Raw genomic sequence first — 13,700 nt, 5'->3', positions numbered from 1 at the left:
AGGGTAAGGCAGATAAGGAGCAGCTGCGATGGACTACACGATGAGTGAGCAGATGAACCATGTTGTAGAAGCATACGTTCAGTATCTCTCTTCAAATCGAGGTCTAAGTCCATTAACGGTGAAAGCATATGAAACCGATGTACGAGAAGTGCTGCATATACTTCATCTTCGTGGCATTGATACATTGGACTCTGTTAATCTTGATCACTTACGTGCGTGGATGGCGCATGAAACGCATAAGGGAATTTCTAAGACATCTTTGGCACGCAAAGTCGTGGCATTGAGAGGATTCTTCTCCTATACACATACGCACGGGATTTCATCGTCAAATCCTGCGGCAAGTTTAGCTACTCCGCGGCAGTCTTCACGACTTCCGGAAGTGCTGACGAGAAGTCAGGCGGAAGAATTCGTTCAAGTACAGATGCCTCAGGAGCAAGAGGTGTCTCGAAAGCCCCTTGCCGTGCGAGATAACGCCATAATGGAACTGCTCTATGCGACTGGGGTGCGCGTAGCAGAACTCGTTTCCCTCGATATATCCGATGTAGATTTTTCTCAACATACTGTGAGAGTGACAGGCAAGGGTAATAAACAACGTATCGTTCCTTTTGGTATCCCCGCTGCGCATGCACTGGAAGAGTGGCTTTCTACTGGACGTGCTGTGCTGATAAATGAGCATACACCGCATGGTGCTTTATTTTTAGGCGCACGAGGTGGTCGTATCAATCAGCGTCAAGTGCGTGAGCTCGTTCACGAGCGTGCGCGCGCTGCTGGAGTACCTGATATTTCCCCGCATGCATTACGCCACTCTGCTGCGACACATATGCTGGATGGGGGAGCGGATTTGCGAGAAGTACAAGAGATGTTGGGACATTCATCGCTGCAGACGACGCAGCGGTACACGCATGTTTCGTTGGAACAGCTCACAAAGAAATATGAACAGGCATTTCCTCGGGCATAGTTACTTGGAATAGGCTTGTATGCTGTGCGCGCCGCTGCAATCATCGAAAATGTTCACAATGTGAAACATTTAAACGCGTTATAAGAAAAATCTATGTGCGAGGAAAACTCAATAATTATGCAGATAATATGCATATGTGTGAATAAATATTCGATTATTTTGTATATTCGCGAAGAAAAATTCTTCAGAATGAAATATTTTTCTGCTAAATTTTTCAGTACGTTCACAAGACGTTTCAGTTCAACTGTACTTTTGTGCATGGTGCCATTACGGCAGAAGGAAAGAAAGATATGAAGAAGACGAAGTTTACAGTACTTACTGCAGCAGTTGCTACAGTTGTGCTCGCTCTGGGAGCATGCGGCGCTTCTGGAAATAGTGGCTCCTCATCGAGTAGCACTAACGCAATCATTACTGCATATAATTCTGAGCCAGAAAATTCACTTATTCCAGCAAATACTAATGAAACAGGTGGCGGTAAGGTCATCGATCTTCTCTTTGCTGGCTTGGTTGATTTTGATGTCAAGGGCAATGCAAAGAATGAAGTTGCAAAATCTATTAAGGCAAAAGATAACAACACTAAGTTTGATATCACGCTGAACCCTGACTGGACTTTCACGGACGGTACTAAAGTTACCTCTGAATCCTTTACAAAGGCATGGAGCTATGCAGCAGTAGCGAAGAATAGCATGCTGAATAATTCATGGTTCTCCAATATCAAGGGTTATGACGAGCTCCAGGGTGATAACGTTTCTTCTGATGCGCAATTGTCTGGCTTGACCATCACTGACGATACACATTTTAGCGTGGAACTGAAGTCTGGATCTTCTACTTTCCCAATTCAGGTGGGGTACTCCGCATTCTTCCCACTTCCAGATTCCTTCTATAAGGATCCAAAAGCATTTGGTCAGAAGCCGGTGGGCAATGGCTCCTACAAGTTCAAGTCTTGGACTCACAATCAGTCCATCAAGCTTGTCAAGAATGACTCGTATAAGGGTAATAATCCTGCAAAGAATGCCGGCATTGATTTCCAAATTTACACCGATATGGACTCGGCATACTCCGATGTTCAGGCAGGAAATCTTGACGTCATGGATGGTGTGCCTACATCAGCAACGACAACCTTCACCTCCGAAAGCTCGGTTCAGGCATATAACAAGGCTGGCTCAGTCATTCAGACTCTAACTATTCCTGCAGCACTTGAGCATTTCGGCAACAATGAAGAAGGTCGCCTGCGTCGTGCGGCAATCTCTCGCGCGATTAACCGTGAGCAAATTGTCAAGAAAGTACTAGGCGGTACTGGTACACCTGCTGTCGATTATGTCACTCCAATGATTCCTGGCTACTCTGAGAGCCTTAAGGGCAACGACGTGCTTAAGTATAATGCAACCGAAGCAAAGAAACTGTGGGATGAGGCAAATAAGATTAGCGATTGGGGAAATACTAAACTCTCCTTGACCTATAACGCTGACGGCGGCCACAAGGATATCTTCGATGCGTATGCGAATTCCATTAAGAATGCCCTTGGCATTGATGTAGAGTCCACCCCAGTGGCAACCTTCCAAGAGTTGCGTCAATCTATTAACAATCGTACTTTGAAGGCAGTGTTCCGTGCTGGCTGGATGCCTGACTATCCATCTGCGGAGAACTATCTCAAGCCTCTCTACAGCACTGCAGCAGCTGATGGTAACGGTTCTAATGATGGTGACTATAAGAATCCTGAATTTGATGCACTGCTCGAAAAGGCTGCGGCTGCTTCCAGTACCGAGGATGCTAACAAGATTTATCAGCAGGCTGAAGAAATCTTGCTGAAGGATCTTCCATCTATCCCTGTGTACTATCGCAATAACACTGGTGTTGCTTCTACAGCAGTAAAGGGCTTCACTATCGGCTGGAATTCCTATCCAGACTATCGTGCATTGACTAAGTAGTTTACCCCTTCAATCGGTGACACTGAAATCAGTGCGATAAAGGTGCTCATTACGGTCTTCCGCGATGAGCACCTTCGTGCTAGAATTACACAAATCCTTCAATATAAAGAGAGATACGCTCATGTGGAAATACTTCCTACGCCGAGTGCTACAGATGATTCCTGTGATTTTGGGTACCACATTGCTTATTTATGCATTGGTATTTGCACTTCCGGGAGACCCTGTAGTTGCAATGTTCGGCGATAAACCAGTAAATGCGCAGATTGCTCGGCAGATCCGTGCTGAATATCATTTGGATCAACCATTCATCATCCAATATTTGTACTTCTTAAAGAATGCTCTGACGCTCGACTTTGGAAATACTTTACGCGGAAATCGTCCGGTCATTGATGTGATGGGCGCGGCGTTCCCCGTAACTATCAAGCTTGGTTTGATGGCGTTTGTTTTTGAAGCGATTTTTGGTGTAGTTTTCGGTATCATCGCTGGACTTAAAAAAGGCAAATGGTACGATTCCGTCATTCTCATCGTTTCCTTGCTTCTTATTTCTGTCCCGACATTCGTTACCGGTTTCGTAATGCAGTACTTCCTTGGTGTGCAGTGGCGCATTTTCCCTGTAACTGCTGGCGCAAGACCAGGTTTCATTGATTTGCTTATGCCTGCGATGGTTCTCGGTTCGGGGTCAATGGCATATATTATCCGACTGACACGCACTGAGGTAGCTTCAAACCGCACTCTCGACTACGTGCGTACTGCTCGTGCAAAGGGCTTGAGCAATAAGAATGTCATAGTCAACCATATTTTGCGTAATTCGCTGATTCCTGTTGTAACGTATTTAGGCGCAGATTTAGGTGCACTTCTCGGCGGTGCCATGATTTCTGAACGAATCTTCAATATCAACGGTATAGGCAACACTTTGTACAAGGCTATATTGCAAGGTGAATCCAATCTCGTCGTCTCGATTGTGACAGTGCTCGTATTCATCTTTGTCATCTGCAACCTTGCTGTGGATATGCTCTACGCTGTACTCGATCCTCGAATTCGTTACCAGTAAAGGAAGGAGAAGAAAATGACTATGAATAATTCTGCACTTCCAGGTCAAGAACGCTATGTGGCTCCGCTTGAGGAAACACCACTTCAGGATGTCGATGCGGTCGATACAAATGCTCCTGCTACAAGTATGTGGGCAGATGCATGGCGTACTCTTCGCAAGAATCCGCTCTTCATCGTTTCCGCGCTCGTTATCGTTTTCATCGCTTTTGTAGCATTGTTCCCACAGGTGTTTACAAAAGTTGATCCGAACTATTGCTCGCTAGACTTCTCCCGTAATAATCCTTCACCAGGTCATATCTTTGGTTACAATCTTCAGGGATGTGACATCTACGCTCGAGTCATCTACGGTACTCGCACATCGCTTACCGTCGGTATCGCTACAACGCTTATCGTTGTTGTTGTAGGTGGTATCATCGGCGCCCTAGCAGGATTCTTTGGCGGATGGGTAGACTCGCTCTTATCGCGAATTATCGATATCTTTTATGCAATTCCGCTGTTGCTCGGCGCAATCGTAGTCCTCCAGATGTTCCGTACGTCAAATTCCATTTGGAAGATTGTACTTGTGATGGCATTGTTTGGCTGGGTGTCCATTGCACGTATCGCACGAAGTGCTGTCCTCGAAGCGAAAAACCTTGAATTTAACACTGCATCAACAGCGTTAGGTTCAACTCCTATGCGTAATCTTTTCCGACATATTATTCCTAATGCTATAGCTCCGGTACTTGTTGTGGGTACTACTTCACTTGCAAGCTACATTGTGTTGGAAGCTACGCTGAGCTTCTTGGGGCTTGGTATGCCGTCTGGCAACGTAAGCTGGGGAGGCGATATTTCTACGGCGCAGACGATGCTTCGTACACAACCGATGATTCTGTTCTACCCGTCACTTGCTTTGGCAATTACTGCATTGGCATTTATCATGCTTGGAGACGCAGTACGTGATGCACTGGATCCAAAGAGCCGTACAGAGTAGGCGAGGAGATAATGATGACTGAAAACATGAAAGATACATATGTCCCTGAGCCATTACTTGAAGTGAAAAATCTCCAAGTAGAGTTTAATACTTCTACCGGCTCGGTTAAAGCTGTGCGCGATGCAAGTTTTAACGTTTATCCAGGTCAATGGGTGGCTATTGTAGGTGAGTCGGGCTCTGGTAAATCGACATCCGCCATGGCGGCGTTGGGCTTGCTGCCGGGTACAGGACATATTACCGGCGGCAGTATCAAGCTTATGGGCGAGGAAATCTCAGGATTTACTCCTCAGCAGTTTGAAGCTATCCGTGGATCGAAGTTAGGCTTAGTGCCTCAAGATCCGATGTCGAACCTAAACCCTGTCTATCGCATTGATACACAGATTAAGGAAGCACTGACAGCAAACAATATCGATATCACTCGTGAGCAGCGTATCAAGCTTTCTCAAGGTCTGGAAATGACCGATGCCGAAAAAGTTGCCGCACAAGAGAGTCATGGAGATGACGATGAGCTCTTCTTGGGGTCCGATAAGCGTGATGCGCTTCTTAACTCTGCAAAAGAAGCGGGTGGAGAGAAAGTCAGTGCTGAAATCCTCAAGATATGGGAATCACAGTGGACTCCAGGCTCAGTTACCAGATGGAATGTCCGTCATGACATGGAAGAGGCTGGTATCGATAAAGAGACTGCTGCACAGATAGCACAAAAATATGTAACTGGCTCTACAATGAGCGACCGCATTGCTGGACTTCTTGACGAAGCGGGTCTGCCAGATGCTGCCATGCGAGCACGCCAGTATCCGCATGAGTATTCTGGTGGTATGCGTCAGCGTGCACTTATTGCGATGGGGCTTGCTGCTCGTCCGCGTTTGCTTATCGCAGATGAGCCAACATCAGCACTTGACGTCACAGTACAGAAGCGCATCTTGGACCATTTGCATGCGCTTACTGATTCTTTGGGAACTGCTGTGCTGTTTATCACACATGATTTGGGTCTCGCCGCAGAGCGTGCACAGCATATCGTCGTGATGTATAAAGGACAGATTGTTGAGTCTGGTCCAAGTCTTGAGGTGCTTCAGCATCCTCAGCATCCGTATACGAAACGTCTCGTGTCAGCAGCGCCTTCTCTTGCCTCGAAGCGTATGGAATCAACTTCTTCACGCACAGTCATTCGTGAAGCTCATGATCAGGATGCTACGCAGACTACAGATCATGACGTTATCATCTCTGTAAAGAATCTTGGACGCGAATTTAAAGTTCCTGGTCGCAAAAAAATGTTTAAGGCCGTTGATGACGTTTCCTTCGACGTGAAGCGTGGAACTACTTTAGCAATCGTAGGCGAGTCTGGATCTGGCAAATCAACAGTGGCAAATATGGTCCTACATCTGCTTGACCCGACATCAGGTACAGTCACTTACGAAGGTGTGGATATTCAATCCTTCGACGCCAAGCAGCTCCTTGACTTTAGACGTCATGTACAACCTGTCTTCCAGAACCCATATGGCTCACTTGATCCAACGTATTCTATCTTCCGTTCTATCGAAGAGCCGTTGCGTATTCATAAGATAGGAAATAAGAAGACTCGCGAGGCACGCGTGCGTGAGCTACTTGACATGGTTGAGATGCCACAGTCAGTGATGAGTCGCTATCCAAACGAGCTTTCTGGCGGACAACGCCAGCGTATCGCAGTAGCTCGCGCAATGGCTCTCAACCCTGACGTTATCGTAGCTGATGAAGCGGTATCTGCGCTCGATGTACTTGTGCAAGACCAAGTACTACATCTGCTCAATGATTTGCAAGCTGAACAAGGTCTGACATACCTCTTCATCACACATGATTTGGCAGTAGTTCGCCAAATAGCGGACGAAGTTGTCGTGATGCAGCACGGCAAGCTTGTTGAACATGCGACAACCGATGAAGTGTTTAATCATCCTCAAACACGCTATACGCGTGACCTTCTGGACGCAATCCCAGGTGGCAAACTTGAGCTTGGTCTCGACGAGTAGAGCTAGGACTGGCACAACATCCATGCGTGTCGGTAAACGGTAAGGTACACTAGAGTCCAGCAACAGTACACAGAAGGCGTCGGATTACGGCGCCTTCTTGTATAGGAATGTGCAGAGCATATACGCAGACATCAAGAAAGATACTTTTATGATTTCAGTTACGACGTCTAATCTCAATGGAATTCGTGCAGCGAAGCGTAAAGATATGTATAGCTGGGTTGAGCAGAATGTCCCTGATATATGGGCTATGCAAGAAGTACGAGCTCCTCAGGATGAGATTAATCCTATATTTGATGAAATTAGCGCAATTTATGCTTCATCATCCCGAGCTGCTTCGATGACAGAACCGTTGCATACGCAAAATGAAGTCTGCCGTATTAAAGGTCGCGCAGGGGTGGGTCTGCTCTCTGCGTTGCCAGTCATGGATCAGCGTTTTGGACTTCCCGGGCTAGAAGAAGACGTAGATTCTGGACGTTGGATTGAGTCAGATGTTCAAACACCGCAGGGATATATTGTCACAGTTGTGAGTGTCTATGTGCACGCGGGGAATGTGGATCATCCAGACAAAATGGATCAGAAATTCCGCTTCTTAGAAGCTATGACTGGTCGCATGCGCGAACTTCAAGAAACAGCTGCTCGAGGCGGTAATCAGGCTGTTTTGTGTGGAGATTTTAATATCGCTCATACTCCTATCGACATTAAAAATGCAAAAGCTAATGAAAAATCTGCCGGCTTTCTTCCTGAGGAGCGTGTTTACATCGACACGTGGCTTAATGAACTTGAGTACGTTGATGTCATGCGTGATCTCGCTGGAGACATACAAGGTCCGTATACATGGTGGTCCCAGCGCGGAAAAGCTTTTGACAATAACACTGGTTGGCGCATCGACTATCAGTTTGCGACGCCTGAGCTTGCACAGCAAGCGCGTGGATTTGTCATCGACAGGGCACCTTCCTATGATGCCCGCTGGTCGGACCACGCACCACTGACCATTAGCTACGATGTGTAAGGAAAGATTAAAAAACCGCTGAGCAAATACTCTCATAGCGCAAAACGATTATGCAAAATTGAATACTCTCGTGACTTTAGAGTGTAAAACACGCCATTCATAGAGTATTCAGTATTTTTTAAGGTGTATACGGTACTGTTAATCACAGTAGTGTGGTCGAAAGGACAGACATGGGACTCTTCGGTTTTGGTAAGTCGCGTAGAAGCAAGAAGGATAATCACGATGATGTGATTGATGAGGTTGAAAAAGCGGCTGATACAGGAGAAGCGGAAAACAGCGAGGATAGCGCTGTTCATGGTCCATGGGACATCAACGATGAAAATGCGCCAGATTATGATGAATATCTCAATATGGGTGCCTTGTATCTTCCTTTCCTCTTTGGCATCGAACTGAGGCTGAAAGCATCGACGAGTGATGGGAACATCATTAGTGCCACTATTACATATGGCAAGTCGTCACTAGAGATGGAAGTGTTTGCAGCACCAAAATCTATGGGACTGTGGGACGATATCCGTACAGAATTTCTCGAGAATCGTTCCAAAGCACAGGAAAAGGATGGAGTTTTCGGCAAAGAGATTCTTCTTCCTGTCCACGTACAAGGTACGGAAGTTGTATCTCGAATTGTAGGTGTAGATGGTCCTCGTTGGATGGTGCGCGGTATCTTTACTGGTCCTGCCGCAACAGACGAGGATAGTGAAGAAAAGCAGGCGCTTGATAAGTTCTTCTCTGACTCAGTTATCAATCGTGGTAGTGAGCCTTTAGCTCCACGAGATCGAGTATTCTTAAGCCGACCGCTTACGCCTTCTCAGATGAAAGAGATGGAAGAAGCAAGTAAGGATACTGACGAGGAAAAGGATGACCATAGCACATTAGAGCTTCCAGAAGATCCAGATGGATATGCACAGCAGAGCCAAGTTAAGCAGACTCTTCGTCGCGGTCCGCTCTTCTCAGAAATGCGCTAAGTGAGATTATGAGCTCTCAAGCAGACGATACAGGACTGAGGTCGCTCGCACATTCTACTGATAATTTTTCCGTGTGGCATGCGATTGGCGGGATAAGAGGCATAGCAGAGTCTATAGTTCCATTTTTGAGCTTCATCATCGCATATATGGCAAGCTCAAATCTTGGTCTCAGCATCGGAATTGTCAGTTTTGTACTTGTTGTGATAGTGGTTGTACGCCTTGTACAAAAACAAACTCTTATGGGTGCTGCATCAGGCTTAATATTGACGATTGTATCCGTCATCGTTGCAATGCTTAGTGGTTCGGCGCGCAGTTTTTATACTCCAGGTATTCTTATTAACGCGCTTTTCCTCATTGTGCTTTTTGTAAGCATCATCGTGGGAAGACCTGCAATCGGCTGGTTAATGAAAACTTTAAGCCCCAGCGATGAGCACAATTTTATGAATCGCACGTATATGCAAGTGACGTGGGTATGGATTGCAGTTTTTGCGATACGACTTATTGCAGAAATACCGCTCTATGTGGCGCGTAATATCGCAGCACTCGGCATAGTACGAATCATTACTGGAATTCCGCTCTTTGCTATCGCGCTTCTTGTATCGTGGGTCATTATTAAACCTGCTCGACAGAGTACAGCGCAACTGACTCAGTCAGTTTCTTCTCAAGAAGATTCCATCGAAGAATAGAGGAATGGATAAATGGTAGATTTGACGAATGAGAGCGAACTGACACCTCAACTAGAAGCTGTCGGTGAGGGACGTCTCGAAGCAGATGTAGAAATTGAGCGTTTTGCAGATCAGGGACGATGCATAGCGCATATTGATGGCCGGGTCGTTTTCGTGCGATTCGCTTTGCCTGGTGAAAAAGTACGCATACGCATTGATGAACCGCACAATAGAAAAGACCGGTTTTGGACTGCAGAAGTCACTAAAGTATATGAGGCATCTAGCTATCGAGTAGATCCAAGTTGGCCACTTGCTGGACCGCTTGCATGGGGCGGAGGAGTTGGAGGTGCAGACCTCACACACGTGTCGTTAGATGGTCAGCTTGTGTGGAAGCGAACGAGCATTGAAGAGCAGTTACGCCGTATCGGGAAAGTGGATGATCCTCATGTTCCCGTCTTACGAGTTCCGCAAGATGAAGAGGCGGGAGTTGGCGGGTTGCATTGGCGTACACGTGCTGAATTCATTGCCGATGACCTCGGCTATGTTTCTATGCGCCGCCGTGAATCGCATGACCGTGTACGGGTAAAAGATATGCCGCTTGCTTCCAAGCAGGTTCTTGAAGTAGCAGAGCATCTTGATTTATTTAACCTTCGTTTTGAACCGGGCGATCATATCCGTATCACAGCTCCTGAACCACGAGATGGTCAGACAAGTGACGTTGAATCCGGCAACTGGGCGTTACTTGTCAATCATGAACTTAAAGAAGGTCGAGAGTACGTTCGCGAACGTGTGGAACTTGCCGATGGTAAGGCATGCGAGTACAGTGTTCTTGCTTCGGGATTTTGGCAGATGCACCGCATGGCTCCGCAGGTACTTGTGCGCGATGTACTGAAACTTGCACAAGATTTCGCTCTTAAAACAGAAAAACTTTCCGACGATGATGTGATTTGGGATTTGTACTCTGGGTCTGGTCTTTTTACTGTACCGTTAGCATCGCGTATCGTTCCGCATGGGCAAGTTCTTGCTATTGAAGGGTCACAGCAAGCTGTATCATCTGCGGTGAAGAATGCAGAGCGCAACAACGTCGAAAATATAACGGAGATAGCTGGCGATGTACTTCAATCGCTGAGACATCTCAAGAAAAATTTGTCAGAATTAGCAGCGCCAAAGCTTGTAGTCCTCGACCCGCCTCGTGCTGGTGCTGGTAAGAAAGTTGTTGAGCAAATTGCTCAAGCTCAGACTCCAGTTGTCATTTATGTATCATGCGACCCTGCGTCACTTGCACGTGACATTGCGGTATTTAGGGAGAAGGGCTATGAGTTGAGTTTCATTCATGCTCACGATATCTACCCGATGACTCATCATGTTGAGACGGTAGTAGTGCTCTCTAGAACTGGGGTAAATAAGTATGGAGAAGTCTCATTCTGCTGAGAAATAATACATTCAGTCCAAAAGTTATAGCAGCGACAGGGGTGGAAAAGAATGCGAAACTCTAAAATTGAGATTTTTCATGATGGGAAGACATTGTACTTTTTTGGCTCTGATACGGCAAAACTTTTCTCAGCAGAATACGATACCGAGCGATATCGTTCTAGAGCACGGATTTTACTCAAAGAAACTGCCGGTTTTACACTGCTTACGAGTATCTTGGCAATCGTGCTGAATCGAATGTATAGGAGCATTGCGACAACGTAACTGGACTTGGCTCTACTTATTGTCGGTATCATTGTAGTAGCGGTTCTCTGCTACGTTTTTCAACGTATAATCGAAGCGAAGCAACCGGAGAATTTAGACTATCATCCTGCTTATCTTACACACGATGCTCAAGATCGGTTAATTCAGTTAGCGCGCAATCTTGTCCGAAGCCTTCTAAGATTTCTTACTCTTTTTGCGATTATGACGATTGTGGGTATTATCCTCTTTCTTAGTCTGCATGTCTTGTTCGGCCTTATCGTTGCGCTCGGCTCATTTATGATTCTATGGGTCATTGTAAGAAATATTGACTTGAGAAGGCGTATGAAAACGCTAAAAATCTTGAATGACTGAGATAAGACAAGATTTCCTCACGCGCATGAAGCAGGAAAGAGGATAATGCTGCCAGTTCATTAATCGGAAGTTTTACTTGCCAAAGAGACCTTTAACGGCGTTAAGCGCATTATTAGCAACTTCATTACCTTGAAGAAGTGCTTGGGCCTGCTCAAGATAGTCGCCAAGCTGATCTTTATTTTCTTCGACGAACTTCTTTGCACCCTCGATATCTTTCTTTTCGATAAGCTCTTTTACTTGGGTAAATACTTGCATTGGATCCATGTTATGTCCTTTCATCGCAGATGGATAGGTATAATTTTACATGGTATAAATGAGGTGAGTATGCAAGCTGGCGTAAATTTAGGAAATTGGCTCGTCCTCGAAAAATGGATGGATAGTGATGCTTTCACAGGAACAGATGCTGATGACGAGGTGTGGCTGGCACGTTCTCTTTCACGTGATGAATTAAGAGAACGTATGACCATACATCGTGACGCATACATCACTGAGGCAGATTTTGGTGAACTCGCGCATAACGGTGTAAAACTTGTGAGGCTGCCTGTCCCATACTTTGTTTTCGGCGATAGGGCGCCTTTTATCGGCTGCATTGAATACGTGGATAAGGCATTTGAATGGGCCCAGAAGTATGACATGCAAATCCTCCTCGACCTCCACACTGTGCCAGGAAGCCAGAATGGTTTCGATAACGGTGGATTATCGGGTGTATCTCGCTGGTGGATGAATGAGAAAGAAGTGCTTTTTGCACTTAGCGTACTTGAACGGCTTGGTCTCCGTTACGGTACGCATCCTGCGCTCTATGGTATTGAAGTTTTGAATGAGCCTGCAAGTTGGCTTGTTTGGCAACTGAACAAGAGAACTTATCCGCCGCGAGATGAAACGGAGTCTCAGGGGTCATGCCATGTACCCATGCGTTTTCTGAAACATTTCTATAAGGCAGCATACACACGACTAAGATGTGTCATGAGTGACGATAAAGTCATTGTTTTCCACGATGGCTTTCGGCTTATGACATGGGTGCCAGTCTTTATGACGCCGCGGTTCAAGAGGATGAAAAACATCGCCATAGACACACACATTTATATCACAGCTATGGAAGGTATGATTCCCCAGTATCTACAAAAGTTCATCGGCACTACCCAACAATGCGAGAATGTATACCGTATATTTCTTAAAATCATTCAGTTGCGTCTTCGCGTGGTTCGTGCCACTGGTGTCGATGTCATGGTGGGCGAGTGGTGTCTTGAAAATCAGCTGAGCAAACGCGATGAATCTTTTACACAGTCGTTTGCTCATATGCAGCTAAAAACTTACAATAACGCGGGTGTGCGAGCACAATTTTACTGGAGCTATCAGCAAAATCAGGATAATAAGAAGCGTGTACAGCTTGCTCACTCATGGCGTAAGTTCTGGGATTGGCGAATGATGAAAGATTATCTTGGTATCACTTTGTGATGTGCAGAGACACTGAGCATCTAGATTTTCTCTACTACTATAGCGTTATGAGATGCTGAATGGGAACGTCGAATGTGTCACTGTCAAATTCAGCATGCTGAAAATTGTACACAAGGCTTACTGTGTGTCCAGTGTACTTCTTGAGGTATCGGTCATAATATCCGCCACCAAAGCCTATGCGGTATCCACGTTGATTTACTGCAAGTGCGGGAACTATCATAAGGTCAATTGTGTGTGGCTCGAAGACTTGACCATTTACAGGCTCAAGGACGCCGAAATGCGTAAGAGAAAGCCATGCTGAATTATACTTGACGAATTCCATATCACTGTGAGGTAATGTGCGAGGAATCACGACATGCTTTTTGCAAGCTAAAGCATTGCTGATAATTCCCATAGTATAAATTCAAAATCCATGCTCATAAATACTGCGACGGTATTCGCTTCTTGATATCGAGGATGCTCAATCAATTTTTGGGTTAGTAATAAGTCATCATGGAGTTTTCTTACTGGATTTCGCCTCTTCAGTACAGAAAGCATATGAGCACGAATCTGCTGCTTTGTATGCTGGGTTTCCATAAATACGAGTTTAGTGTGTATGCGCTGTACTTGAGAAATCCACCTCGCTAGGACGCTCGTTAAGACATATGTTTCGTGTAA

Annotated in this window: 13 protein-coding genes; 10 read left to right on the top strand and 3 right to left on the bottom strand. The window is 45.8% G+C overall.

Going from position 1 to position 13,700, the window contains the following annotated elements:
* Positions 1-28 precede the first annotated feature (28 nt).
* From ACFQY8_RS04970 to ACFQY8_RS04930, 9 genes are all read left to right on the top strand, one after another.
* Positions 29-958, top strand: coding sequence for a tyrosine recombinase XerC (locus ACFQY8_RS04970; protein ID WP_377938789.1), 930 nt, complete (start codon positions 29-31; stop codon positions 956-958).
* A 290-nt stretch (positions 959-1,248) separates the two neighbouring features.
* Positions 1,249-2,886 carry a peptide ABC transporter substrate-binding protein gene (locus ACFQY8_RS04965; RefSeq protein ID WP_377938788.1) on the top strand — a complete coding sequence of 546 codons (1,638 nt, stop codon included), beginning with the start codon at positions 1,249-1,251 and terminating at the stop codon, positions 2,884-2,886.
* 121 nt (positions 2,887-3,007) lie between these two features.
* Positions 3,008-3,937, top strand: a complete 930-nt coding sequence (locus tag ACFQY8_RS04960; RefSeq protein WP_377938787.1) for an ABC transporter permease — start codon at positions 3,008-3,010, stop codon at positions 3,935-3,937.
* Positions 3,938-3,952: 15 nt separating this feature from the next.
* A complete protein-coding gene (locus ACFQY8_RS04955; RefSeq protein WP_377938786.1) occupies positions 3,953-4,906 on the top strand; it encodes an ABC transporter permease in 954 nt (317 codons plus the stop codon).
* A gap of 11 nt (positions 4,907-4,917) precedes the next feature.
* Positions 4,918-6,906, top strand: coding sequence for a dipeptide ABC transporter ATP-binding protein (locus ACFQY8_RS04950; RefSeq protein ID WP_449224239.1), 1,989 nt, complete (start codon positions 4,918-4,920; stop codon positions 6,904-6,906).
* Between the two features lie 148 nt (positions 6,907-7,054).
* Entirely contained in the window at positions 7,055-7,915 is an 861-nt protein-coding gene (locus ACFQY8_RS04945) for an exodeoxyribonuclease III (protein ID WP_377938784.1), read from the top strand.
* A 170-nt stretch (positions 7,916-8,085) separates the two neighbouring features.
* The gene (locus tag ACFQY8_RS04940) at positions 8,086-8,877 is read left to right on the top strand and encodes a DUF3710 domain-containing protein (protein ID WP_377938783.1); all 792 of its coding nucleotides are present in this window, start codon (positions 8,086-8,088) and stop codon (positions 8,875-8,877) included.
* Between the two features lie 8 nt (positions 8,878-8,885).
* Complete coding sequence (locus ACFQY8_RS04935) at positions 8,886-9,563, top strand: DUF3159 domain-containing protein (RefSeq protein ID WP_377938782.1); 678 nt, start codon at positions 8,886-8,888, stop codon at positions 9,561-9,563.
* A 12-nt stretch (positions 9,564-9,575) separates the two neighbouring features.
* Positions 9,576-10,973 carry a class I SAM-dependent RNA methyltransferase gene (locus ACFQY8_RS04930; RefSeq protein WP_377938781.1) on the top strand — a complete coding sequence of 466 codons (1,398 nt, stop codon included), beginning with the start codon at positions 9,576-9,578 and terminating at the stop codon, positions 10,971-10,973.
* A gap of 687 nt (positions 10,974-11,660) precedes the next feature.
* Here the strand turns inward: ACFQY8_RS04930 and ACFQY8_RS04925 are convergent.
* Positions 11,661-11,852 (bottom strand): hypothetical protein, encoded by a 192-nt coding sequence (locus tag ACFQY8_RS04925; RefSeq protein WP_377938780.1) that lies wholly within the window; start codon positions 11,850-11,852, stop codon positions 11,661-11,663.
* Positions 11,853-11,912: 60 nt separating this feature from the next.
* Here ACFQY8_RS04925 and ACFQY8_RS04920 point away from each other — a divergent pair, with 60 nt between their 5' ends.
* Positions 11,913-13,043 carry a glycoside hydrolase family 5 protein gene (locus ACFQY8_RS04920; RefSeq protein ID WP_377938779.1) on the top strand — a complete coding sequence of 377 codons (1,131 nt, stop codon included), beginning with the start codon at positions 11,913-11,915 and terminating at the stop codon, positions 13,041-13,043.
* A 37-nt stretch (positions 13,044-13,080) separates the two neighbouring features.
* Here ACFQY8_RS04920 and ACFQY8_RS04915 read toward each other — a convergent pair whose 3' ends face one another.
* The gene (locus ACFQY8_RS04915; protein WP_377938778.1) at positions 13,081-13,437 is read right to left on the bottom strand and encodes a 5-formyltetrahydrofolate cyclo-ligase; all 357 of its coding nucleotides are present in this window, start codon (positions 13,435-13,437) and stop codon (positions 13,081-13,083) included.
* Positions 13,413-13,619 (bottom strand): 5-formyltetrahydrofolate cyclo-ligase, encoded by a 207-nt coding sequence (locus ACFQY8_RS04910; RefSeq protein WP_377938777.1) that lies wholly within the window; start codon positions 13,617-13,619, stop codon positions 13,413-13,415. The genes ACFQY8_RS04915 and ACFQY8_RS04910 overlap by 25 nt, the downstream gene beginning before the upstream one ends.
* Positions 13,620-13,700: the final 81 nt, after the last annotated feature.

The organism is Alloscardovia venturai (assembly GCF_042676605.1).
GTDB classification, from domain to species: Bacteria; Actinomycetota; Actinomycetes; order Actinomycetales; family Bifidobacteriaceae; genus Alloscardovia; species Alloscardovia venturai.
The sequence above is the reverse complement of the archived record's forward strand: the minus strand, read 5'-3'. Positions and strand labels throughout refer to the sequence as shown.